This window comes from Luteimonas sp. gir (assembly GCF_037198055.1).
GTDB lineage: Bacteria > Pseudomonadota > Gammaproteobacteria > Xanthomonadales > Xanthomonadaceae > Luteimonas > Luteimonas citri_A.
Map to the genome: position 1 here is coordinate 36451 of NZ_JBBAXQ010000001.1, position 23077 is coordinate 59527.

At 67.6% G+C, this 23077-nt stretch carries 28 protein-coding genes; 10 read left to right on the forward strand and 18 right to left on the reverse strand.

Annotated elements, in window-relative coordinates:
- Window positions 1-79: 79 nt before the first annotated feature.
- From WAF18_RS00195 to WAF18_RS00220, 6 genes are all read right to left on the reverse strand, one after another.
- Window positions 80-445 carry a hypothetical protein gene (locus tag WAF18_RS00195; protein ID WP_337243315.1) on the reverse strand — a complete coding sequence of 122 codons (366 nt, stop codon included), beginning with the start codon at window positions 443-445 and terminating at the stop codon, window positions 80-82.
- 270 nt (window positions 446-715) lie between these two features.
- Window positions 716-1507, reverse strand: a complete 792-nt coding sequence (locus tag WAF18_RS00200; RefSeq protein WP_337243316.1) for a hypothetical protein — start codon at window positions 1505-1507, stop codon at window positions 716-718.
- 113 nt (window positions 1508-1620) lie between these two features.
- The gene (locus WAF18_RS00205) at window positions 1621-1941 is read right to left on the reverse strand and encodes a hypothetical protein (RefSeq protein WP_337243317.1); all 321 of its coding nucleotides are present in this window, start codon (window positions 1939-1941) and stop codon (window positions 1621-1623) included.
- 158 nt (window positions 1942-2099) lie between these two features.
- The gene (locus WAF18_RS00210) at window positions 2100-2519 is read right to left on the reverse strand and encodes a hypothetical protein (RefSeq protein ID WP_337243318.1); all 420 of its coding nucleotides are present in this window, start codon (window positions 2517-2519) and stop codon (window positions 2100-2102) included.
- 228 nt (window positions 2520-2747) lie between these two features.
- The gene (locus tag WAF18_RS00215; RefSeq protein WP_337243319.1) at window positions 2748-3059 is read right to left on the reverse strand and encodes a hypothetical protein; all 312 of its coding nucleotides are present in this window, start codon (window positions 3057-3059) and stop codon (window positions 2748-2750) included.
- 3 nt (window positions 3060-3062) lie between these two features.
- Entirely contained in the window at window positions 3063-3287 is a 225-nt protein-coding gene (locus WAF18_RS00220) for a hypothetical protein (RefSeq protein ID WP_183425297.1), read from the reverse strand.
- Between the two features lie 229 nt (window positions 3288-3516).
- On the opposite strand from WAF18_RS00220, the gene WAF18_RS00225 reads away from it, so the two are divergent.
- Entirely contained in the window at window positions 3517-4200 is a 684-nt protein-coding gene (locus WAF18_RS00225; RefSeq protein WP_337243320.1) for a GNAT family N-acetyltransferase, read from the forward strand.
- 45 nt (window positions 4201-4245) lie between these two features.
- Here the strand turns inward: WAF18_RS00225 and WAF18_RS00230 are convergent, their stop codons facing one another.
- The 11 genes from WAF18_RS00230 to WAF18_RS00280 form a co-directional block, all read right to left on the reverse strand.
- Entirely contained in the window at window positions 4246-4950 is a 705-nt protein-coding gene (locus WAF18_RS00230; RefSeq protein WP_337243321.1) for a hypothetical protein, read from the reverse strand.
- 19 nt (window positions 4951-4969) lie between these two features.
- Window positions 4970-5452 carry a hypothetical protein gene (locus tag WAF18_RS00235; RefSeq protein WP_337243322.1) on the reverse strand — a complete coding sequence of 161 codons (483 nt, stop codon included), beginning with the start codon at window positions 5450-5452 and terminating at the stop codon, window positions 4970-4972.
- A complete protein-coding gene (locus WAF18_RS00240; RefSeq protein ID WP_337243323.1) occupies window positions 5449-6807 on the reverse strand; it encodes a FliI/YscN family ATPase in 1359 nt (452 codons plus the stop codon). The genes WAF18_RS00235 and WAF18_RS00240 overlap by 4 nt, the downstream gene beginning before the upstream one ends.
- Window positions 6804-7469, reverse strand: a complete 666-nt coding sequence (locus WAF18_RS00245) for a FliH/SctL family protein (RefSeq protein WP_337243324.1) — start codon at window positions 7467-7469, stop codon at window positions 6804-6806. The genes WAF18_RS00240 and WAF18_RS00245 overlap by 4 nt, the downstream gene beginning before the upstream one ends.
- A gap of 31 nt (window positions 7470-7500) precedes the next feature.
- On the reverse strand, window positions 7501-8121 hold the full coding sequence (locus tag WAF18_RS00250; protein ID WP_337243325.1) for a hypothetical protein: 621 nt from the start codon (window positions 8119-8121) through the stop codon (window positions 7501-7503).
- Between the two features lie 2 nt (window positions 8122-8123).
- Window positions 8124-8903 (reverse strand): type III secretion inner membrane ring lipoprotein SctJ, encoded by a 780-nt coding sequence (gene sctJ / locus WAF18_RS00255; protein WP_337243326.1) that lies wholly within the window; start codon window positions 8901-8903, stop codon window positions 8124-8126.
- A 13-nt stretch (window positions 8904-8916) separates the two neighbouring features.
- The gene (locus tag WAF18_RS00260) at window positions 8917-9336 is read right to left on the reverse strand and encodes a hypothetical protein (protein ID WP_337243327.1); all 420 of its coding nucleotides are present in this window, start codon (window positions 9334-9336) and stop codon (window positions 8917-8919) included.
- Window positions 9337-9369: 33 nt separating this feature from the next.
- On the reverse strand, window positions 9370-9705 hold the full coding sequence (locus WAF18_RS00265; RefSeq protein ID WP_183425288.1) for a hypothetical protein: 336 nt from the start codon (window positions 9703-9705) through the stop codon (window positions 9370-9372).
- Window positions 9706-9769: 64 nt separating this feature from the next.
- A complete protein-coding gene (locus tag WAF18_RS00270; RefSeq protein ID WP_337243328.1) occupies window positions 9770-11029 on the reverse strand; it encodes an FHA domain-containing protein in 1260 nt (419 codons plus the stop codon).
- 87 nt (window positions 11030-11116) lie between these two features.
- Complete coding sequence (gene sctV, locus WAF18_RS00275) at window positions 11117-13174, reverse strand: type III secretion system export apparatus subunit SctV (RefSeq protein WP_337243329.1); 2058 nt, start codon at window positions 13172-13174, stop codon at window positions 11117-11119.
- Between the two features lie 257 nt (window positions 13175-13431).
- Complete coding sequence (locus tag WAF18_RS00280) at window positions 13432-13875, reverse strand: flagellar biosynthetic protein FliO (protein WP_337243330.1); 444 nt, start codon at window positions 13873-13875, stop codon at window positions 13432-13434.
- A gap of 72 nt (window positions 13876-13947) precedes the next feature.
- On the opposite strand from WAF18_RS00280, the gene WAF18_RS00285 reads away from it, so the two are divergent.
- Genes WAF18_RS00285 through sctT form a run of 6 tightly spaced genes read left to right on the forward strand, consistent with a single transcriptional unit; the run spans window position 13948 to window position 18724 of the window.
- Window positions 13948-15051: an ATP-binding protein gene (locus WAF18_RS00285; RefSeq protein ID WP_337243331.1), complete on the forward strand. Its 1104-nt coding sequence runs from the start codon at window positions 13948-13950 to the stop codon at window positions 15049-15051.
- A 2-nt stretch (window positions 15052-15053) separates the two neighbouring features.
- Entirely contained in the window at window positions 15054-15653 is a 600-nt protein-coding gene (locus WAF18_RS00290; RefSeq protein ID WP_183425283.1) for a response regulator, read from the forward strand.
- On the forward strand, window positions 15646-16689 hold the full coding sequence (sctQ, locus tag WAF18_RS00295; RefSeq protein WP_337243332.1) for a type III secretion system cytoplasmic ring protein SctQ: 1044 nt from the start codon (window positions 15646-15648) through the stop codon (window positions 16687-16689). Before WAF18_RS00290 ends, sctQ begins: the two co-directional genes overlap by 8 nt.
- Window positions 16690-16692: 3 nt before the next feature.
- Window positions 16693-17673, forward strand: coding sequence for an EscR/YscR/HrcR family type III secretion system export apparatus protein (locus WAF18_RS00300; protein ID WP_337243333.1), 981 nt, complete (start codon window positions 16693-16695; stop codon window positions 17671-17673).
- On the forward strand, window positions 17673-17939 hold the full coding sequence (gene sctS / locus WAF18_RS00305) for a type III secretion system export apparatus subunit SctS (RefSeq protein WP_047136761.1): 267 nt from the start codon (window positions 17673-17675) through the stop codon (window positions 17937-17939). Before WAF18_RS00300 ends, sctS begins: the two co-directional genes overlap by 1 nt.
- Window positions 17939-18724 carry a type III secretion system export apparatus subunit SctT gene (sctT, locus tag WAF18_RS00310; protein ID WP_183425281.1) on the forward strand — a complete coding sequence of 262 codons (786 nt, stop codon included), beginning with the start codon at window positions 17939-17941 and terminating at the stop codon, window positions 18722-18724. Before sctS ends, sctT begins: the two co-directional genes overlap by 1 nt.
- 860 nt (window positions 18725-19584) lie before the next feature.
- On the opposite strand, the gene sctU is transcribed toward sctT, so the two are convergent.
- On the reverse strand, window positions 19585-20790 hold the full coding sequence (gene sctU / locus WAF18_RS00315) for a type III secretion system export apparatus subunit SctU (RefSeq protein ID WP_337243334.1): 1206 nt from the start codon (window positions 20788-20790) through the stop codon (window positions 19585-19587).
- A gap of 241 nt (window positions 20791-21031) precedes the next feature.
- Here sctU and WAF18_RS00320 point away from each other — a divergent pair, with 241 nt between their 5' ends.
- From WAF18_RS00320 to WAF18_RS00330, 3 genes are all read left to right on the forward strand, one after another.
- Window positions 21032-21349, forward strand: a complete 318-nt coding sequence (locus tag WAF18_RS00320; RefSeq protein ID WP_183425279.1) for a hypothetical protein — start codon at window positions 21032-21034, stop codon at window positions 21347-21349.
- 54 nt (window positions 21350-21403) lie between these two features.
- Window positions 21404-22081: a hypothetical protein gene (locus tag WAF18_RS00325; RefSeq protein ID WP_183425278.1), complete on the forward strand. Its 678-nt coding sequence runs from the start codon at window positions 21404-21406 to the stop codon at window positions 22079-22081.
- An 83-nt stretch (window positions 22082-22164) separates the two neighbouring features.
- Window positions 22165-23070 carry a hypothetical protein gene (locus WAF18_RS00330; RefSeq protein ID WP_337243335.1) on the forward strand — a complete coding sequence of 302 codons (906 nt, stop codon included), beginning with the start codon at window positions 22165-22167 and terminating at the stop codon, window positions 23068-23070.
- Window positions 23071-23077: the final 7 nt, after the last annotated feature.

Below are 23077 nucleotides of genomic sequence, written 5' to 3' on the forward strand. Positions count from 1 at the left end.
GTCCGAACACGCGGTAGCCAGCCCGGCGATAGCAAAAAGGAGCGGCCAACATGCCGATGCGCGACACCGCCACTGCCGATCACCGCTCATGCGCGTCCCGGCGTCCCAGTTCGAATGCCCACGCCCTGGCGCTCTCGACCCCGTCCCGCTCCACACGCTGCCGATACTCGCGCGTCAGCGATTGAAGCCGCTGCGCGTCCATCTGCGCGTGGGCCGTCGTCGCGCCCTGCTCCCGGGAATCGTCCTCACTTCCCTCGGTTGTCGCGTCCATGGTGTGTTCGAGCGTCGTTTGCGACAACGCGGCTTGACCATACCCCATGCCCAGGTCGGCAGTGGCGGAGGGATCCCATTGCGCGAAGCAGGCGAGCGGGAGCGCGACTGCACCCAGAACCAGACACCACACTCGCTGCTTGCGAGGCACTTGCTTGCGAACCGAAGACTTCATCGCGCATCTCCTGTCGTGGACAGCACGTTTGATGGCGGGGACTGATGGACTGTAACGCCTGGCTGGAGTGTAAAGATGGATGCCAGCCAACGCGCAAATGTGGCTTGGCAATCGCAGTCCCCACGAAGGCGAAGGCGTGTGTCAACTGGCTCTTCGTTGGGCTACGCTTGGCAGCTACTACCTGCGGGCGGCGCTGCTCAGACCATGATCCATCGACTTGCTGATCGTATGCAACGGCATGATGAGCATCTGCAACTTAACGATACCAACTCAAAGCGCACGAAACCCGGTGCTTGTCAGGCCCATCCGGGTGTAATCCATACCAAGTCGCCGCCCCATCTTGACAACTCCGTCCTGTAAAACGCGCTTGTCTCGTGCGCTCCCACCGAACCATGCCGAATTAATCATTACATTCATCAACGCCATTGTTTCCGCGGCCTCTTGGAGAACCGCATCCCGCCCGTCGGCGTCGTCTGCGCGCTGCGCGATCAATTGCTCCTGAATGCCAGAAAACGCCTGATTCGGGTTCCGAACCGAATCCCGCCCATTCGCAACGACCCAAGATGTCATTAAGAACGAGGCGTGCAGATCGATAAGACTTCGGTCAGATTTTCCGGCCTGCCGGAATCCTCGGCGTAATTCTTGCTGTGCGTCTCCTCTTTCAAGTGTCGCGATGATTTGCGACCGATCGGCGCCGAAACGGCGGGCCAGTATCTGTGCAAATTCCGATCCGGCAGGATTATCCTGAGCGACGGCTCTCAAAAGGGGCGGAAGCGATGCTTCCGGCTGACGTACGCCGGCAAGGTAATCAGCGAAAGCTTCGTTAACGCGCCTGGTTACCTGCGGAACACTTCGATAAGCAAGTGCACGCTCCACCGACTCTCTCTGCTGCTCAGCAATTTCGGAGCGAGAGGGGCCAGTGGGCTGCTCGCTTCGATCTCGGTATCGCATGATGTGCGCATGATTCCACGCACCGATGTAATCGGGCGTGTTGTTGATCATGTCCTGTCCCATCGCACCGCCCGAAGCGACAATGAGCGCAGTCATCAGCATCGCGGCCATCGACAATTTCCACGTGCAATTCATATCGACCTCCTGCTAAAGACGCTTTCTGCCCCTTAGAAATGACGAAAGCCGGGGTTAACCCCGGCCTCCGTCCAACACACAAAAAACCGTTACTGCTTACGGGCCATACCGGCGGCCGCTTCGCCCATCGACTTCAGCGCAGTGCTCACCGCATTCATGAACATCTGGAAGTTCTGCGTCATTGCCGTCAGCTCTGTCGAATCGGCCGGAGAAGGCTTCGTGCCGATCGACTCAGAGAACTTCTGAATCTCGTCAACCTGCTTCTGCATCACCTTGCCCATCGCCTCGGCAAACACGGTCAGCCAGCCCTTCTCGCCACCTCTACGGTTGGCGCTGACCTCACCGACGCCACTGTTGCCGGCAACGTCCAGCAGGATCTTGAAATCGAAACCACCGTTGACTTCGGACATCACACTTTCTCCTGGTTACATTAGACGAATAGTGGGGTCGCTGCGTCACATATGCTTTTTTGACGCCGTTCCTATAGTTCGACATTACCTCTCAGTGGCGACATCTGGAAGCTGGGGCAGACCCTAGCTCAGCTGTTATCGCACCAGTCGTTCGGCCTCTATCGATGCTTCAACGCCGCAGCGACATGGTGGGGTACCGTGTTATCCACTGGGGGAACTTGGTTGGACTGGGTCGAGAGCCAGGCTCGCGCCGCTACCTCTCCCTGCTCGCGGGAAATCCGGGCGAACTCGAGCGCACGCTGAACGGCTTCGTTCTGAAGACCTTCGAAAGATTTGGCGAACACACCTCTCGCCTCCTCAACATCCGATCTATCTAATACCCCATCTCGTTGCAACTGTCCGAGCGTGCCTTCTACATCAACCTGAAAATGCTCAGGGTCGACACTTGCCGCATCAACAAGGGACGGATCATTGAAGGCGTCCTGGAGCCGGGAAATCATGCTCTCTCGATCGGCGGCTCCCACGGATGGCTGACGCTTGAGAATCGAGTCGAACTCTTCTAGCAGCGTATCGCGCATCTGGGCCAATCTATCTGAGGGGGGCTGAGGCGAGGACATGCTGCGGCTCCTTCATGAGTAGGCTAGGTAGCGAGAAATGATAGTGATCGACGAGGCCAGGGGTCATGTTGAGCAATGCGACATTACAAACATGTATGCATGCAGCGTCGGACTCAATGCCATTGGTGCGGACGAAAACGCTCGCGGACGCCAAATGGCGTCCGCGAATGTCCCAACCCAAGACTTCGCTCAAGCAACGCTAGAAGACTCCCGAACGGCCGATAGCGATTCCACCATCCGCCTGGCATCGGCGCCTTCCCGCTCGCCCATTTCGCGAGCCTGTGCCCCCAGCCAGGCGTCGGCGGCCTCCCGGCCGTCGCTCGCAGCGCGCCGCTCGTACTCGGGCACGAGCGCCTTGAGCTCCTGCTGGACGACGTCGAGACGCTCGTCCATGTGCCGGATCAGCACGGTCTCGTCGTCGGCAGAGATCGCGCCCTGTTCACGCAACTGCGCGAGGCCATCGATCCATGCCTGGCGCTGGGCCTGCTGGTCGTAGTGCATGGGTCAGTTGCCCACGCCGAAGTTGAAGCTGAAGCCGCCCTTGAAGCCTTCGCTGACGGCGTCCTGGGCGGACTGCGGCAGGCCCATCGACGAGAACAGGCTGTCGAACGCGCTGCTGAACACCTGGCCGATCAGATCGCCCAGCATGTTGCCGAGAATGCCGCCCAGCGGGCCGCCCAGGGCAGTACCGATGACGGAACCGATGGCGTCGGAAATGGCACCTGACATGATGTGTCTCCTTATCGATGATGATGATGACTGAGAGGTACAACGAAAAATCGTGCGCGTCGGGGCCGGTGGAGCGGTGGGCCGATCGCGGCTGCAGGGCAAGTCTGCGCCGGCATCAAACACCGCGCATCTGGGACGTACCCCATCTAGGGTCCGCCCTAGTTCACGCCCCAGGCGTGACAGTTGCCCCATTTAAGTCCGGCGCATTCGCGCTATAACGGCGAGCACGATGTCCGCTCACGACTCACACACCGCGCCCCCGCCCGAAGAGGCGCTGCCGCAGTTCTCCAAGGCGGATCTGCCGGCCAATGGCCGCGACTATCCCGCCGAGGTGCAGCTGCGCAGCCGCCGCATGCAGCTGCGCGGCTTCGCGTTCCGGCACGTGCTCGAACTGCTGCAGCTCGGCCGCGAGGAGCGGGTGACGCGTCTGCTGCTCGACAATCGCCTCGACACCCTCGACGACGCGATGGGGCTGGTGGTGTGGGCCAATCGCATCTACCGCGAGCGTCCGGGCCTGGGCCTGTGGCGCGCCGGCGATCGCTGCGACCGGTTCATCGGCATGTTCTCGCTGGTGCCGCTGGGCACCACGCGCGATGTCTCGATCGGGGTGCGTCTGTTGCCGTCGGCGTGGGGACGAGGCTATGCGATCGAAGGCGGCGCGGCACTGTGTGCGCATGCGTTCGACGGACTGGGGCTCGAGGACTTGGTGGCGCACTGCGCACCGGACAATCGGTCGGTGCCGCCGCTGTTGCTGCGGCTGGGATTCGAGGAGATCGATCCCGGCATGCACTTCGGCAAGCCGGCGCGCCGGTTTCGCTTGCGGCGCGAGGACTGGCGCGGCCTGCGTCCGCGTCGGGAGGGCGTGGCCCCAAACGCGCAGCGCGACACGTCGGCGCAGCCTCCGGCGCTGTGATCGGCGCAGAAGCGGCCCGCCTGAGGGCAGGCCAACGGCGCGCGGTCAGCCGTGGAAGTGCGGGTCGATCGTCAGCGTGCCGAGGTTGCGCTCGGCGAAGCGGCGGGCCAGCTGGGGTCCGGCTTCGCGGATGGCATCGAAGCTCTCGCGCGAGCGGCTGTCGGCGCGCAGCACCCAACCCTCGCCCTCCCGCGTGAGCAGCAGATCAGTGCCCGGGAGCGTGGCATCGGACATGCGCAGCAGCACTTGGCCATCGCCGGACTGGCGCGCATCGTGGACCGCGAGCTGACGGACATGGCGCTCCATCATGTCGAGCAGTTGGCCCGGATCGGCCGGCACCGGGGCCGCGGAGGGCAGCGGCGCAGCGGCACCGTCGCGCAGCGCCATCTGCGCCTGCAGCATCGCCGCCGATTCGGCAGGCATGGGCTGCGACATCCCGGATTCGTGCTGTTGCCGGAACGTACGCGCATCCAGGACCTCGGCCACCGACTGGCCGGTCTTCGCTGCTTCCTGGCGACTGGCCTGTTCGGCCAGCAGCATCTCCTCGGACTGGCCCTCGCCGGCCTGCATCGGGACCTGCTCGAACCCCACATTGCCGCCCTTGGCCTGCTGCATCAGCGAGCGGAACTGGTCGACCTGCTCGCGCGGTGCGACCTCGCGCGGGTCGGCCTTGGCCTGGCGATCGACCTGACGGTTGCGCGCCGACTGGTCCGGAGGCCGGGGGGTCGAATCGTTGCGTTGAATCGTCATCGTCGTCTCCTACGCTTGGCTAGCGGCGCGCCAGGTGGCGCGCCTGCATCAGATCTTCGGCGGTGGCCTCTTCCTGGCGCGCCTGCAATCCGCGTTGTTCCCCGCGCCAGACATCGCGCCGCTTCTCCAGCGCATCCTCGCGGGCCTTGGCGCGGAAGAACGCATCGCGCGCAGCCTGCAGGGCCTGCTCGGCCTCGCGCACCGCATCCTGGGCCTTGGCCAGGCGCGCTTGGGCGCCGAAGATCTGCTCGCCGATCAGTTCGATGTAGAGCTCGCGCTGGCTCAGCGCCGCCGGCCACGGCACGCCGGCCGGCGGTGGGTCGAGCAACCGCGCGCGATGCTGCGCGCGCGAGGTGCGCAGGTCGTCGATCTCGCCTTCGATCCGCTGACAGGCGTCCTGGCATTGCTGCAGTGCGCGCTGTCGGTCCAGCACCACACGCCGCGCCGCCTCGGTGCGATGCGCGCGCAGTTGCAGCAGCGTCTGCAGCGGATAGCGTTTCATGCGAACAACTTCCGCAAGGCCGCCGACGACGTGTCGAAGGGCACCAGTTCGTGTTCGGATTGTTGCAGCAGCGCGCGAATCGCGCCGATCTTCTCGATCGCAAGATCGGCGTCGGGATCGGTGCCGCGCTTGTACTCGCCCAGCTGCACCAGCAGTTCGATGTCCTGGTGCTTGGCCAGCAGTTTGCGCAACTGCCCGGCTGCGCGCAGATGCGGCTGCTCGACGACCCTGGGCATCGTACGGCTGAGACTGGTGAGCACGTCGATCGCCGGGTAATGGTAGGCAGCGGCGAGCTTGCGCGAGAGCACGATGTGGCCGTCGAGGATTGAGCGCACTTCCTCGACGATCGGGTCGCCGCCATCCTCATCCTCGGCCAGCACGGTGTAGAACGCGGTGATCGAGCCCTTGTCGTTGTTGCCCGCACGCTCGAACAGCTTCGGCAGCTCGCTGAACACCGAGGGCGGAAAGCCGCGCCGGGCCGGCGGTTCGCCGACCGCCAGGCCGACATCGCGCAGCGCGCGCGCAAAGCGGGTGACCGAATCGACCAGCAGCAGCACGCGCTTGCCTTGGTCGCGGAAATACTCAGCAACCGCAGTGCCGACCCACGCGGCGCGACTGCGCTCCAGCGCAGGCCGATCGGACGTGGCGACGACGATGACCGACTTGGCCAGGCCGGCCGCGCCGAGATTGTCGTTGATGAATTCGTTGACCTCGCGGCCGCGCTCGCCGACCAGCACGACCACGTTGACGTCGGCATCCCCGCCTCGGGCGAGCATGCCCAGCAGCGTGCTCTTGCCGCCGCCGGCGACGGCGAAGATGCCGATGCGCTGGCCTTCGCCGGCGGTCATGACGGTGTCAATCGCACGCACGCCGGTCGAGAACGGCCGCTCGATCAGCGCGCGGCGCAGCGGATTGGGCGAGGCGGCGTAGATCGGCGCATCGACCGTCGCACCGATCGGCCCAAGATCGTCGATCGGCGTGCCGTGGGCATCGAGAATGCGCCCGAGCAGGCCATCGCCGACTGGCACCGACGCCTGGCGGCCAGAGGCATAGACCTCGGTCGTCGCGGCGATGCCGTCGAGCGGCCCCAGCGGAGTCAGCACCGTGTGCTGACGCGAGACACCGACGACCTCGGCCGCCAGCTCGAAGCGGTTGTCGCCGGGATTGCGCAGATGGCACAGCTCGCCGATCGCCGCGCGCAGACCGGTCGCCTTGATCAGCGTGCCATAGGCCTCGCTGACCCGGCCGACGCGCTCGATCGCCTGGACCTTGCCCAGCGCATGCAGCAGCGGGTCGTGCGCGGGCGCCGGTGCGCCGACGGCATCGAGTGCCGACAGGGCGAGATCGGCGGTCATGGCGCGGCCACGTGCGCGCTCGCCTGCGCCAATGCGGCGCGGATCGCCTCGATCTGCTGGCTGACGCCGGCGCGGACTTCGCCGGCCTCCGAGACCACGATGCAGCTCAAGGGGTCGAGACTTTCGTCGTCGACCAGTTCGATCAGACCGACGCCCGGATGCGCCTGGCGCACCGCGCCCAGACCTTCGGCAACACGCTCGCGCGCGGAGGGGTGGACGCGGATCATCAGGAACTGCTCGGCCTGCGCCGACTCGACCGCCTGCATCACCAGGGTGGGCACGACGGCAGCAGCATCGAAGCCGGGCGCCAGCCGCTGCACGATCGCACACGCGAGATCGCCGATCCGGCCTGAAGCCTCGGCCAACACGCGTGCGCGACGCTCGTTGAGCGAGGCGAGTTGCTCGGTCATCTGTTGCTTGGCCCGTTCCAGCCCTTCGGCAAACCCCTCTGCATAGCCCTGCTCACGCGCCTTCTGGACCTCCGCGCCCGCTTCGTCGTAGAGGGCGTTGACACGTTCGAGCAGCGCATCGAGTTCACCCAGCGACCGCCACTCCGCGGCGCGGACGATCGGCCCCGCGACGCCGCGCTGGAACTGGCGGCGCTCGAAGACAGCGGCGCTGCCTTCGGATCGGTGGCGTTGGGGAGAAGCGGCGGTCGACATACGCGTTCGAAACTCCGGTGATCCGCGCCGCTCAGGCGGCGACGGCGCGGTTCTGATGATGGGTCTGTACCACGAGCACGGGTTTCTCGGGCAAGTGTGCAGGCGGCAGCGCCTCGGGCGCTTCGAGCAAGCGCGCCCACTGTGCGAGCGCCGGATCGCGATGGCTGGCCCAGGCCTGGAGTTCGGCCCGGCCCTGAATTGCGAAGGTCCGCAGCAGTGTCGTCGTGCCATCGTGCGCGGACAGCGCGTGGCGCAGGGCATCGGCAAGTCGCGTGTGGACATCCGGCTCGACCTTCGCATCCCAGACACTGCGATCGAGCGCGAGCAGATAGCTGCTGCCAAGCGTCGACTTGAGCCGGCGCACCGGTTCGCGTCCGATCTCTGCACGGATCGCGGGTGCGTAGGCGAGTACGCCCAAATCGCGATGCAGCGCGTCCAGACGAACACGGCTCCAGCGCGCGATCAGCGCGCCGGGGCCGTCGGGCGAAGGCGCCAGCAGATGCGAGGCCGGCCCGGCCGCGAGCGCGCTGGCCAACAGGCGACGCCCCAATGCACTGTCACAGGCGCGACGCAGCAGGGCGGGATCGAGCCCGCCATCGCCGGCCCCGTGCCAGGCCGGATGCACCTCGGCCAGCAGCGCCCGCAGCGACACGGTCAGCCCTGCCAGCGCTTCGGTGCGGGCTCCGCAGGTGCGGCACTACGCCCACGCAGACGGCTGCCGAACGCCAGCAGCAGTGCGATGATCACGACCACCGCGGCCGCGATGCCGATCGCCAGCGGACTCACCGCCGACAGCGCCATCGCAGTGCCACCGCTCTGTCCGGCCTCCGGCGGCGCCGGCATCGCCACGAACTTGACCGAGACCTGATTGATGTCGGTCAGCCCTTCGACGCCGTCCTTGACCACGATCTTGATGTCGGCCTCGCGGTCGCGGACGCTGGCACCGGGCTGCTCGAAGATCCACACCGCCGCCGACGTCTTGCCGGTCGAGCCACCGAGCGGATCGCGCTCGGGCAGCGCGATGTGCACGCGGGCGTTGGCCACACCCGGCAACATGCTCAGCGTGTGCGAGATCTCCTGCTGCAGGCCGTGGATGTAGCGGCCGCGTTCGTCGGTGGCCGACGACGCAAAGCCTTCCTTTTTGAAGATGTCGCCGAGGTTCTGATAGTGCTGCCGCGGCAGGCCGCGGGCCTCCAGCACCGCCATCGCCTGCGGGATATCACTCTCGGCTACGACGACGTCCCAACCGACCTTGGTCGCCGAGGGCTTCTTCTTGGCCTGGATGCCCGAGCCGATCAACGCGCCCATCATCTCGTTGGCCTGCCGCTCCTCGAGCGCGCTGTACAACGGGCTGCCACCGCAGCCGGCGAGCACCAAGCACGCCAGCAGCACGACCAGCCAGCCCGACCATCGATTACGGTTGGAAAGACGCATCCACGTCACCTCGTCAGGACTGCTGGCGGAACAGCTGCTGGATGCCGTCGGACGTGCGGTTGGCGACGTTCGATGTCATTTCGCACTGGAACAGGAAGTGGTGCGACTTCATCGTCATCTCGATGACCTGGCCAGGCGTCAGTTCCCCGGTGTTCTGGGTCATGGTCTTGGCCAGCGAGTTGATGCTCTCGGCACCACCGTTGAGGTTGTCGACCGCCGACATCAGCATCCGCATGCCCTCCGAGGGCTCGGACGCGCCGACGCTGGCGACGTCGGGCGTCGCGTTGGCGGCCGATGGACTGCCACCGGCACGATTCATCGCCTCGGCGAATTGGTTGACTTCATAGGCATCGGCGACGGGTTGTCCACCGCCCGGTGCCCCTGCCCCCTGTGCCGCGGGCTCGATGCCGACGGCCTGGATTGCGTCCACCATGATGATCTCCTTAGAACGATTGGCGCGTGCCGCTTACTGCTTGCGACCCAGCGTCTCGAGGGCCTGGCCGACGCTGTTCTGCGAGGTCGAGGCATTGTTGGAGAGGAACTGCATGCGCAGGCTCTCGGCGGTGAGTGCGACCACGTTCGACGGCTGATCGCCGCCCTGGCCGATGACGTCCGAGAGGTTGGTGATGCGTGTGGCCTGCGCGTCGAGGGTCTGGCCCCAGGCACGCGACATCGCCTCGTACCAGCTCGAGCTGCCGCCGCCCGCACCGCCGGTGCGCGTGCCGCGGAGCGTGTTCTGATCGTTGTGCATCGATGCGCGACCGATGAAGTTGCCGATCGCGTCGTTGGAGATGGTGGTCATGTCGTGGCTCCTGTCGTCTGCAAAGGGGTGTTAGGCAACGAACGCGGCGCAATGCGCCTTGGGGTTACTGGGTGGTGGCGGCCGGACCGCCGTGGGCCGCACTGTTGCGGGCCGTCGCGACAACGCCGCGGCTGCCGGCCGTGACGCCGGCGACGACCTGTGTGAAGCGTGGATCGACCTGCTCACCGGTCGGCGCCGACGCGGTCGCGGTGTCGTCGAGCGTGGCCACCGGGCCGGGGGTGATCTTGACCAGGTCGCCGCGCGCATTGAGCACATGGGCGGACGCGCCGATGGAGATCAGCCGCCCCTTGCCGGGCAGCTCGTCGCCGGGCACGAAGCGCCGGCCGTCGGAGGCGATCAGATGCGGGTCTTCGCCGCGCACGATCGAGACGATGTGCGGCGGGGGCTCTTCGGGCGCCAGGCCTTGCGACGCGGTGCGCGGCACCTGGCCGTCGGGCGTGCGCGGCAGGATGCGCGCGACACCGGAGATCTCGCTGACCGCCCGCGAGCGGGCCAGGCGCTCGATCTCGGCGCCGTCTTCGAACTCGCCGACCACTTCGACATCGCCGTTGCCGGTGTAGCGGGCCTTCACCGGAATGCCGTGCCCGCGGAACATCTCGGCCACGTCGGCGGCGATGTTCTCGCCGGTACGCAGTTGCAGCGACGCGGCGATGCCTTCGGCCTGGAGCTGCGCGCGCAGCCGTTCGAGCGTCGCGGCGCTGTCGACCGCGCCGGTCACCGACGGCCGTCCATCGACGCCATCGGAAATGCCCGGATTCGTCACCCGGTGCTCCTGGAGCAACGCATCGAGCCGATCGCGCGGATCGACCGTGGTCTGCGACCCCGGCAGCACCGCAGCGAAGATCGCCAGCGAGGCGAGCGACAGCGCGGCGATGCCGGCAATCAGGGGCAGCCGACGCACGAAACCCGAGCGCCGCGGCGCCGCCTCATCGGGCGGCGCGAAGACGGTCACAAAGCCGTCCCAGTCCGGATCGTCCTCGCGGCCGAACGCGATTGCGGCCTCGCCCAGTCGCACTGGCTGCACAGTGGCCAGTTCGACCGGATCGCCGGGCTCGACCTGGGTGGCGCCGACCTGGACCGGCGCATCGAGCGCGCGCACCAGGAACCGGCCACCGACCAGCGTCACCAGCGCATGGTGGCTGGCCACGCCGTCGTCGGCGAGGACGATATCGCAGTCCTCACCGCTGCCCACCAGGATCATTTCCTCGTCGCCAAGCACACGGCTTGCGCCAGCGTGCAGGCCGTCGACGATGCGCAGCACTTGGTGCACGGGCCGCGTCGGATTGTCGTTGCGTTGCGTCATGAGTGTCCTCGCTTGGCGTACGCTGCGCGCGGCACCGCGAACATCCGTGCGGCCCGGCGGCATGCGCCCCGGTTTGATACGACATGGTCACGCATTGATCTGCCCCGCCTGCACGATGCGCAGATCCGGTGCCAGTTCCTGGTACGAGAGCACCGGCAGGTCGAAGAAATCGACCTCCATGAGCTTGCGCAGATGTCTGCGCACGTCCAGCGAACACAACAGCACCGGTCGCACGCCGGGGGCTTGCCGGCCCAGGTGCGCACGCACCTCGTTGCCGAGCCGTCCGGCCAGTTCCGGAGAGATCGCAAGCTGGCTGGCACCGCCCGCCACGCGGACCGATTGCCGCAGCTTGTCTTCCAGTTCGGGATGGATCAACAGTACATGCAGCCTGCGCTCGTCGTCTGAATAGCGATCGGCGATCTCGCGCTTGAGCGCGACGCGCACATATTCGGTCAACAGCACCACGTCCTTTTCGCGGCCACCGACATCGGTGATCGCCTCGAAGGCATCGCGCAGGTTGCGGATCGGCACGCCTTCTTCCGACAGCCGCCGCAGCACGTCGGCCACGCGCTGGGGCGCGACCACGCGCAGCATTTCCTTGACCAGGTCGGGGTAATCGCGCTGCATGCGCGCGAACAGGTTCGAGGTTTCCTGGATGCCGAGGAAGCCGCCCATGCGCCGGCGGATCGCCGCATCGGCATGGTGGGCGAGCACGTCGATGGGCGCCTGCGCGCCATCGGCCTGCGCCTGGGTCCATTCGCCGGCGATCACCGCAGGATAGAAACCCGGCTGCTTGGCCGCACCGGCCGCACTGGCCGGCTGCGGCTGCAGCCAGGCGTCGGTGCGCAGACGCCCGGTCGCAATGCGCGCGCCGAACGCGGTCAGGCGGTACTCGTCGTCGGCCAGGGTCGGCACGATGCGCATCGACGGCGCCGGTACCGGCACGCCGTATTCCTCGCGCAGGCGCTGCGCGGTCTCGGCAATGCGCACCTCAAGGTTGTGCGCGCCCAGCGCCTGGGCGAGCGCCGGTGAGACCTGCAACTGCAGCGGCGCCGGCGGCGCCAGATCGTCGCGCTCGGTCGCCTGTTGCGCTTCGGCCACGACCTCTTCCTCGCTGACCCGGAACGCGCGGCGCAGCAGTTCGAACTGGTGGCGGTAACGCCAGGCGCTCAGGGTCAGCAGGCCGACGCCCAGGAACAGGAAGACCAGCCACGGGAAGCCGGGCACCAGGGTCATCAGCAAGGCCAGGATGCCGGTGATCAGCAGCACGCGCGGTTGGCCCGCGACCTGGCGGGTGATCGCATCGCCCAGGTGGCGGTCGTCGATCTCGCCGGTGGTGCGGGTGACGACAAGGCCGGCGGCGATCGTCGCCAGAATCGCCGGGATCTGCGAAACCAGGCCATCGCCGATGGTCAGAATGCTGTAGACGTGCGTCGCCTCGGCCAACGGCATGCCCTTCTGCAGCACGCCGATGGCCAGGCCGCCAAGCAGGTTGATCAGGATGATGACGATGCCGGCAATCGCGTCGCCCTTGACGAACTTCATCGCACCATCGAGCGAGCCATGCAGCTGACTCTCGGTCTCGAGCAGGCGACGCTTGCGGCGCGCCTCGTCCTTGTCGATCAGGCCGGCGCGCAGGTCGGAATCGATCGACAACTGCTTGCCGGGCATCGCATCGAGCGTAAAGCGCGCGGCGACCTCGGCCACGCGCTCGGCGCCCTTGGCGATAACGATGAACTGCACCACGGTGATGATCAAAAAGACCACCAGACCGACGACCAGATTGCCGCCGGCGACCAGCGTGCCGAAGGTCTCGACGATGTGACCGCCTTCGGCGTGCAGCAGGATCGAACGGGTGATCGCGATCGAGATCGCCAGCCGGAACAGTGTGGTCAGCAGCAGCACGCTCGGGAAGCTGGAGAACGCGACCGGCGTGGGGATATAGATGCCTAGCAGCAGCAGGCCGAACCCGATCGAGATGTTCACCGCCACCAGCGTGTCGATGATCACCAGCGGCAGCGGCAGGATCATCACGCTGATGATGGTGACCGCCGCGAACGCCAGGATGACGTCGCTGTAGCCGAACTTGCCGCGGGGCGCGGCGCCGGCGGGCGCGCCGGTCAGGGTGGCGAGCAGGGCCTTCATGCGGCCGCCCCTTGGCACAGACACGCAGGCACGCGCCGTGACGCGGGCACCGCGCAATTCCGCACTCCGCGCAATCTGGACTTCATTCGGCGCATCTGCCCCTGACCTCGTGCGTCACTTTTTGCCCTTGTACGATACCCTATGGATGTTAGGAAGTGGTCAACCGGATGTTGCAAGCGTGTCGCAAAGCCGGGCGCAAGCAATGTGAAGGCCGCGGCGTTGGGCTGGACCGAGGTGACGCCGGACGTCACGCAGGCTTAACGATCTCCAGCGATATTGAAGCGCGCGTCCGTGCGCGTTGCCGTCTCGTTGGCAGGTGCCAGGTCATCGGCCTCCAGATCGGTGACGAACGTCACGGATTGGGCGCCAACACCGATGGCGAACGATCGGCCCGCGCGCGACCGCACCACCACCAGCCGTTCCCGGGGACCGACCGGCAGGATCTGCACCACCGTCAGCGGCGTGTCCCCACTCGACAACCCATAACGACGGCGCAGCAGCCGCAACAGCAACAGCAGGCCAGCGATGATGAAGACCAAAGGCAGCACGATGGCCAGCATTTCGCCGACGAAGGAGTCGCTGGCCGGCGCAGCCGGGGCGGCTGGCGCAGCGCTGGCCCATCCCGGCCAGCAGGCGATGGCCAGCAGGCCGGATGCCCGGCGCAGTGCGGAAGAACGGGACGGGCAGGCGGCACGGGTCATGGCATCTTGGCGGGTGCGCACCGGAGCGGTGCCGGCCTACGTTATCAGCGCTGTGCGGGCCGCCGCTGCCGCATGACAGGGGCAACGGGCCCGTCGCGCACCAGCCGCTCGCGGTCAGCCGGGCGCGGCGCGCAATCCGAAGCGCTGGCCGCCGTCCTGGCGGCTGTGCCGTTCGCGTGCGCCGCCTTCGACCGGCGCAGCGGCGCGCTGGTGGCCGCCAATCCACGCTTCTCTGCCGATCTGGGCGCGCTGCCCGGCCACGGCCAACGCGATGCATTGCTGGCCAGCCTGTATGGTGATCTGACCGGCGAGGCGCGCGGTGAGGAGGTGCGCGCGCCGCACAGCGGCCGCTGGTATGCCCTGCACTGGCGCGACCTCGACTGCGGCGGCCAAGCGTTGTCGCTGCTGACCGCGGTCGACATCAGTGAACGCATCGAGACCCTGGATTCGCACAAGTCACAGCAGGAGAAGCTGCTGTTCACCTCGCGAATGATGTCGGTCGGCGAGATGGCCGCCACCCTCGCGCACGAGCTCAACCAGCCGCTGGCGGCGATCGTGAACTACCTCAACGGCAGCCTGCGGCTGGTCGGCCAGGCCGGTGGCCCGGTCCAGGTCGAGCGCGCGCTGCAGGCCGCGCGCACCCAGGCCGAGCATGCGAGCGCGGTGATCGCACGCGTGCGCGAGTTCGTCCGCGCCCGGGAGCCGCGTCGCGACGCCCAGGAGTTGCCGCTGATCGTCGACACCGTGCTCGAGTTGCTGCGGCTGGAAGCCGAGCGTCAGCAGTTGCGCGTGGAACTGGCGCTGCCGGCCGCCCTGCCGCCGGTCTATGCCGACCGGGTGATGATCGAGCAGGTGCTGCTGAATCTGGTCAAGAACGCGATCGAGGCGATGCGCGAGGTCCCCGCCGCGCAGCGCGGCCTGCGGATCGAGGCCCGGGTCAACCTGGACGACGAGATCGAGGTCCGGGTCTGCGACCGCGGCCCGGGCCTGAGCCCGGCACAGAGCGAGCAGCTGTTCTCGCCGTTCTACACCACCAAATCCGATGGCTTGGGCATTGGCCTTGCGATCTGTCGGTCGATCATCGAGTACCACGAAGGCCGGCTATTCTTCGAGGCCAGGGATGGCGGCGGCAGCGTGTTCGGTTTCACGCTGCCCACGCCCGACAGGAGGATCTAGCGATGCCCGGCACGCCTTGCGTCTATCTGGTCGACGACAACGATGGCTTCCGCGACTCCACGGCCTGGCTGCTGGAGACGGCGAACTTCGAGGTGCGGGCGTTCGCATCCGCCGCCGCGTTCTTGACCGTATTCGACAGCACCCGCCACGGCGACGACGAGTGCCTGGTCTCGGACATCCGCATGCCCGAGATGAGCGGGCTGCAGTTGCAGGACGAACTGCTGCGCCGCGGCTCCTCGCTGCCGTTGATCTTCGTGACCGCGCACGGTGACGTGCCGCTGGCGGTCGAGGCGATGCGCAAGGGCGCGTCGAATTTCCTGGAAAAGCCCTTCAGCGACGAGGCACTGGTCGAGGCGATCGGCCATGCACTGCGCCGCGAGCGCCGACAGGCGGGCGCGCCCCAGGGCGAGGCGCTGGCGAAACTGAGCCCGCGCGAGCGCCAGGTGCTCGACCTGGTCGTGGCCAGCAAGCCCAACAAGATCATCGCCGACATCCTGGGGATCAGCATCAAGACCGTCGAACTGCATCGCGCGAACATGATGAGCAAACTGGGCGTACGCTCGTTGCCCGAACTGATGAAGGTGGCGCTTGGACATGGCTGACTCGGGCGTATCGACGCCGCCTCGCACTGCGACTCCGCTGCGCGAGCGCATTCCCCACCTGACCGCCGCCCAGGCGCAGGCGCTGCGCGCGCTGCATCGTCGGCGCCGGCAGTGGCCGTCGGCCGCCGGCACGCTGGTCCTGCGCGAAGGCCGCCCCGGCGATCCGGCGGGCGTGTTCGAGCTCGATGCCGATGGCAGCCGGGTGGGCCTGCGCTTGAGCGCAGCACCGGCGGTGGCCGATGAGGATGCGCTGCGCTGGCAGGACCACCAGGGACGGGCGCGCGTGCTCGCCTGGAGCCTGGCGCACGAGGCCGCGCTGGTGCGGCTGAGCGAGGCGCTGGGCACCTCGCTGCTGCCGCTGCCCGACCCGCCGCCGGCACCGGCGCTCGATGTGGTCTGGGTCGACTTCGAACTGCGTGCCGACGATGGCGCGTCGCTGACCGGCAGCCTGCGCGCGAGCGTCGACTGGCTGACCGCCGCGCTCGGCCGCGACGCGGCGACCGATGCCGCAGCCGCCGATACCGGCCACTGGCGCCAGTTGCCGGCGGCCGTGTCGCTGGCGTTGGCCGGCCCGCCGCTGACCGCCGCCGATCTGCGCGACCTGCGCCCCGGTGATGTGGTGATCGTCGGTTCGACCCGCCAGCCGACGCTGCACGCCGAGGCCGTCGGCCTGCGCTGGCCGATCCGGCCCGGCGCCGAGGGCTGGCGGATCGACGGCCCCCCGAGCCCCCAACCCCGATTCCAGGAGAGTGCCCCGATGAGTGACACCGACGCCCCCGACACCCCCGCCGCCGAGGCGCCCGCGCCCGTCGAGGACCCGGCCAGCCGCCTGCCGGTGGAGGTGGCGTTCGAGCTGGGCAAGGTCGAGCTGCGGCTGGGCGATGTCGCCGGCCTGCAGCCGGGCTATGTGTTCGCCCTACCTGCACATCTGGAAGGGGCGAACGTGACGATCCGCGCCAACGGCCGTGTCGCCGGCCAGGGTGAACTGGTCGCGGTCGGCGACACGCTCGGCGTACGCCTGCTGTCCTGGAGCTGAGGCATGGACTTCAGCACGTTCTCGCCTGCTCTCGTCCTGGTGACGGTGGTCAGCCTGGCGCTGGCGCCGTTCGTGGCGGTGATGGTGACCTCTTTCACCAAGATCGTGGTGGTGCTGAGCCTGTTGCGTAACGCGCTCGGGTTGCAGCAGGTGCCGCCCAACGTGGTCATCAACGGCCTGGCGATCGTGCTGTCGATCTACGTGATGTACCCGGTGATCCTCGACGTCAACGCCGCCGTCGAGGCACGGCTCGAAGGGCGTCCGCCGCCGGCGTCGGTGCAGCGGCAGATCGATGCGCGCGCCCAGCAGCAGGCCGTGCGCGAGGGCCGCGCGATCGAAGTCCGGCCCGCCGCCCCGACCGCCGCGCCGCAGGCCGAAGCGACTGCGACCAGCCCGGCGGCCGCCGATGGCCTGGCCGCCGAAGCGCAGGCCCGCGGCCCGGCGCCCGATCCGATGTTCAGCGCGGTGCGTGGCGGCTCGAGTAACGACCCGCCCGAAGCGCGCGAGCCGGCATTGCCGGCGCTGGCCGAAGAGATCACCCAGCCGGCCGCGCCGAGCGCGGCCCCGGCGGCGAGCGGCGCATTCGACACCAACCGGCTGCTGACGATGATCGACGCCGGCAAGGAGCCGCTGCGCACGTTCCTGATCCAGCACTCCAGCGATGCCGAACGTGCGTTCTTCCTGCGCAGCGTGCAGCGCATGCTGCCGGCCGAGCGTCGCGGCGACCTGACGCCCGACGACTTCATCGTCGTGGTCCCGGCCTTCACGGTCAGTGAACTCACCGCCGCGTTCCAGATCGGCTTTCTGATCTTCCTGCCGTTCTTGATCATCGACCTGGTCGTGGCCAACATCCTGCTCGCACTGGGCATGATGATGCTCTCGCCCACGACCGTGTCGCTGCCGTTCAAGCTGCTGCTGTTCGTGCTGATCGACGGCTGGGCCAAGCTGGTCCACGGCCTCGTGCTCACTTACGGAACGACCTGATGGGCGACGTCCTGGAGTTCACCAAGGAAGCACTGTGGCTGGTGCTGCTGCTGTCCGGACCACCGGTCGCGGCTGCGGCGCTGATCGGCCTGGTGGTCGCGTTCCTGCAGGCGGCCACGCAGTTGCAGGAGCAGACGTTCCCCTACGCGCTGAAATTCCTGACCGTGGTCATCATGCTGTTTGTGACCGGATCGCTGATCGGCGGCACGCTGTATGTGTTCGCCGACCGCATCTTCCTCGACTTCCCCGGCCTCGTCCGGCGCTGATGTTCGACTTCGCGCAGAACCCGCTGCTGGCGCTCGCGCTGACGCTGCCGCGCGTGGCGGGGGCGTTTTTGATGCTGCCGCTGCTGACCACCGAAACGGTGCCGGCGATGGTGCGCAACAGCTTCATGGTCAGTCTGGCGATCGTGGCAATCCCGATCGCGCTGGCTGGGGCGCCGCCGATCGAGGCCGCCGGCACCGCGCACTGGTCGGCGATCGTGCTCAAGGAAACCTTCATCGGCATCTCGATCGGGTTCTGCTACGGCATCGTGTTCTGGGCGATCAGCTCGGCCGGCGTGATCATCGACACCCAGGTGGGCATGTCGATGGCGCAGATCTTCGATCCGATCCAGGGCCACCAGACCTCGCTGCATGGCGAGTTCCTGTCGCAGCTCTCGTCGTGGCTGTTCATGGCCAGCGGCGCATTCCTGGTGTTCCTGGACCTGCTGATGACCAGCTACACGGTGTGGCCGGTCATGAGTTTCTTCCCCGACATCCGGCTCAGCGGCATGGCCTTGTTCGTCGGGCAGTTCAGTTATCTGATGACCGCGATGCTGCTGCTCGCAGCCCCGGCGATGGTGATCCTGCTGGTCATCGACCTGTCGTTCGGCCTGGTCAACCGCTACGCGCCGCAGCTCAACGTGTTCGCGCTGACGATGCCGATCAAGGCCTGGCTGGCGACGGCGATCATCCTGCTGATGCTCGGCGTGTTCGTCGAGATCGTGATGCGCCGGCTGGTCGACAACAGCGGACTGGTGAACGCCTTGAAGAGCGCATTCGGCGGCTAGCCGTTCGCCTTCATGGCGCATCGCGCCACGTAGGCGTCGGCTGTGTCTCCGCCGCCGTTCCGCGCGAGCGCTTGAAGCCGCATTGATTTGCGCGTGTGTTGATTCTTTCGTTGGGTCTTTTGGGAGCTCTGGGATTGGCTGAGGCCGCGACGATTGGCTTCAGCTGTGGCTGTGGCTATGGCTGTGGCTGTGGCTTCCAGCCTTTGACGTTCGAGCCGTAAAGCGAGCCGAGCACCGGAGCCTGACGTGGCCGAAGAGCAGCCCATGTCTGAGCGCAGCGAGTTTGGGCTGCGTGCCGCGTCAGGCGAGGAGCGCAGGGGACCGATGCGGCTTCATCGCATCGGATCGCGTCCGGCGAAGGGACTTTTTGGTTCCTTTTTGGTCCTTCAAAAAGGAACTCGCACGCGTAGCGGGCGAAAGCCGTGCACTTGCGTTGTTCGCTTTCCCTCGGCAACAGAATCGAATGCGAAGAACAGAGCTTCCGCGCCGTTCGCGCGGCTTACTTTTGTCTTGTCAAAAGTAAGCAAAACCGCCGTCGCCGGACGCGATCTGCCGCATAAAGCTGCGGCAGGCCCCTGCGCTTCTCGGACGACGGGGCACGCAGCCCAAACTCGCTGCGCTCAGACATGGGCTGCTCGTCGGCCCCGCCGCCCTGCGATGCTCGGCTCGCTTTACGGCTCGAACATCAAATGCGCAAAGCAACGGCAACGGCAACGGCAACGGCAACGGCAACGGCAACGGCAACGAGCGTAGCCCTTTCGCGCCACTCCGAACCCCGCCAGACACGATATCCCTATCCGATCCGCAATTTTGCAGCAGTCACGCCGCGCGCACGCCACAACGCTCGAAATCAGATCCCGTCAGCGCATCGGATCGCGCGGATCCTCGAACCGCTGAAGGATCGAGGGGTCGTCGGCCAGCGGCGGTGCGGGCGCCGGCTCGGCCGCCAGGCCGATCTCCTCGCGCATGTCCTCGGGCGGCACGAACTCGGGCGGCTCGGGGCGCGCTTCGCCCGCGCGCATGCCCTCGGCCCAGTACAGCACCTGGGCGACGGCCTCGAAGAATTCGTTGCCGATGTAGTCGTCAATCTCCACACGCGCATTGAGGCCGCGTGCCAAGGGCACGTTCTGCAGGATCGGCACGCCCGATTCCTCGGCCACACGCCGGATCTCCTCGGCCATGTGCCCCTCGCCCTTGGCCACGACCAGCGGCAGGTCGTCGGTGCCCTGTTCGTACTGCAGGGCGACGGCGATGTGGGTGGGATTGGTCACGACAACGCTCGATCCACGGACAGCATTGAGCATGTTCTGCTGCGACCATTCCTGGTGCAACTGCTTGCGCCGCTGCTTGACGTACGGGTCGCCCTCGTTCTCCTTGACCTCCTGCTTGATGTCGCGCCGGCTCATGCGCAGCTTCTTGATGTAGGAGAACTTCTGGTACGAGGCATCGACCGCGGAGACGAAGAAGAACACGAAGATCGTCCAGATGCCGATCCACTTGAGCGCATGCCAGATCGCGCTGCCGATCGCGGCGGGTTGAGCGAACGGCAGGTTCAGCAGGCTGGGGATCATGCCCCAGAGCACGAAACCGCCGATGGCGATCAGCGCCACGCTCTTGAATATCGACTTGATCAGCTCGATGAGATTGTCCATCGAGAACATCTTCTTGATGCCGCTGACCGGGTTCATCTTCGACAGATCGGGCGTGACCTTCTTCATCGAGGCCACCGGCCCGACCTGCAGGAACTCCACCAGCAGCCCCAGCAGCACGGCCATCAACAGCAGCGGCAGAGTCATCGACAGGAACACCTGCGCAGCCAACGGCACGACGGTGCGCAGCGCGATGTCGAAGGGCTGATTCAAGACCTCGAGCGCTTGCTCGAACAGTCCGCGCACGCGACGGAACATGAAGCCCATCAACAGCCAGCCGCCGACCAGCCAGCCCATCACCAGCACGGTGCTGGTCAGTTCCCGGCTTTTGCTGACATTGCCTTCCTTGCGGGCGTCCTTGAGCTTCTTGCTGGTAGGCTGTTCGGTCTTGTCGGCGCCTTCGTTCTGCTCTGCCATGCGGGCCTGCACCGGCGCATCACGGGGATCTGGAGGCTAGCACGCAGCGCGCAGGCATCGCGCGGTGCGCGGAGAACAAGAACGCCGGGGGCCGGCCATCATGCATTCATGTTGAGATGGCCAGCCGCCGGCCAGGGCGCGCCCCCCTAGGGCCAGCCCGAGATAGCCCGCATGTGGCACCGGCGTTACAGTCGCGCCATCGTCGCCACGAGCGGCCTCCACGGATCCCAGCGGACACGGCATGAGCGGTATCTCCTCCAACACCGGCTTCACCGCCGCCAGCCTCGAACGGCTGGGCAGCCAGGTCGCATTCGACGACCTGCGCCAGCCCGATGGCAGCGGGCTCGTCGGTCTGGGCGAGGCCGACGGCGCGCTGGCCGCCCGCGGTCCGCAGGCCGATCCGGGTGAGGACATGCTCAATGCGGTCGCATGGGACGATGTCCCGGCCGGATCGCGGCTGTTCGCCGGCGACCGCGCGTTCGAAGGCCGACTCGCCGGCCTGGACCTGGCCGCTGCCGCCGATCACGGCACCGACGCGATCCTCGACGCCCTCGGCTAGGGCGACGCACGCACGACGCGCTAGAGTGCCGTCGTCCTTGTTGGCTGTCCTTCGATGAACGCCGTGCCCTCCGCGCAATCCCTGCGTGCCGCCGCCGACCGCCTGGTGTCGGCACTGGCTGCGCATTCCGATCCCGAGTACCGATTGACCGTCCTCAAGCGACTGGCACGGCGCCTGGGCGAGGACCGCTATCCGCTGTTCCTGCGCCTGCTGCAGGTGGTCGCCGAGAGCGACGACGCCCACGCGCAACGCCTGGTCGCCGACACCTTCGGCACCGCGCTGCGTCGCATGGACCTGCCCGGCGGCGCGCTGAGTTCGTGGGGCGCGACCCGCCTGCCCGACGCCAGCGGTCCGGTCGCGGCCAGCGCGTTCTCCGGCCAGTTCTTCGGCGGTACACCGCGCCGCCTGCTCGGGCCGGTGGAGTACCTGACGGTCTGGCATCTGCAGCGGACCCAGCGCACCGCATTGTCGGCGCAGACCTTCCGCAAGAGCCTGGCGCGGATGATCGCGCTGCTCAACCGCAGCGAGGATGCCCGCACGCTGTATCCGCAGAAGCTTGCCGCCGATGCCCAGAACGAACTGGAAGGCGCCTACACCCGCGCCACGCGCGAGCGGCTGGCCGCGATCGCCGCGGCCTGGCGCGCCGGGCGCACGCCCGACGAGATCGCCCAGGCCGCGCTCGATGCCGCGGCCGCTGACACCCCGCGCGGCTGGGTCACGCACGATCTGTGAGCGCGGCCCGGGCGGCTCACTTGTCGTGAGCGACCCGGCCATTGCAGGATGGTCGGCCAGAGGGGGCCGAGGAGAATCGCCGGATGCACGCGCACGCGCCGACCCGCCGCCGGCCCCGCCGGCGCCCGCATCGTGCCTGCACGGCGCTGTTGCCGCTGCTGCTGTGGCTGGGCGGCTGCGACCGGCCCGCGCCCGAGACCGCAGCGACGCCGACCGGCGGCGCGACCCCGGTCGAGGCGGTCACGGTCCTGACCACACACCTGCGCGGCGGGGATCTGGCCGCGTTTGCGCGCGATGCGCTGCCGGCCGATCTGGCGCCGGCGCTGGAGCAAGCCTGGCGCGAGGACCGCACCCGATGGCCACTGTCGGAGCTGCCGCTGTCGGGTCAGATTCCTGCGGCGCTGGCCGCGCTGCACGCGGCGGACGCCGAACGCGCGCTGCTGGCGACCTTCGATCGGCAGTTCGCCGGCGCCGACGGCGAGCTGCGCTCGACGGCGCGGGCCCTGGCCGTGTTCGCGACCCAGTATCTGACCCAGTCGCCAGGGTTCAGCGACGACGAACGCCAGCACTACACCCAACTCGTGGCTGCCACCGGCGAGTGGGCGGCCCGCGCGCCATTGGCCGACCGCGCCCTCGCCCAGCAGACCGTCGAGGCACTGACCGCGGCGGTCCGGCGCAGCGCCCTCGACGGCGACGCTGCCCTCGGCCGGGCCGGCATGGCGGCCGGGCTGCGCCGCCTGTCGCCGGTGTTCGAGGTCGCCAAGCAGCAATTGCGCGCCTATGGCCTGGATCTGGATGCGAGCTTCGACAGCGTCACGCCAACGCTGGCCTCGCAGACCGGCGACCAGGCGCGGGTGCGGCTGCGCTACCTGCTCGATGGCCGTTCGATCGATGCCGAGATCGGCGTCGAACGCGTGGCCGGGCGCTGGTACGTGTCCGACTTCCTGCGCCACGCCCGCACCGCGGCCACGCCCCCGCCGGGCCCCTGACGCCCGC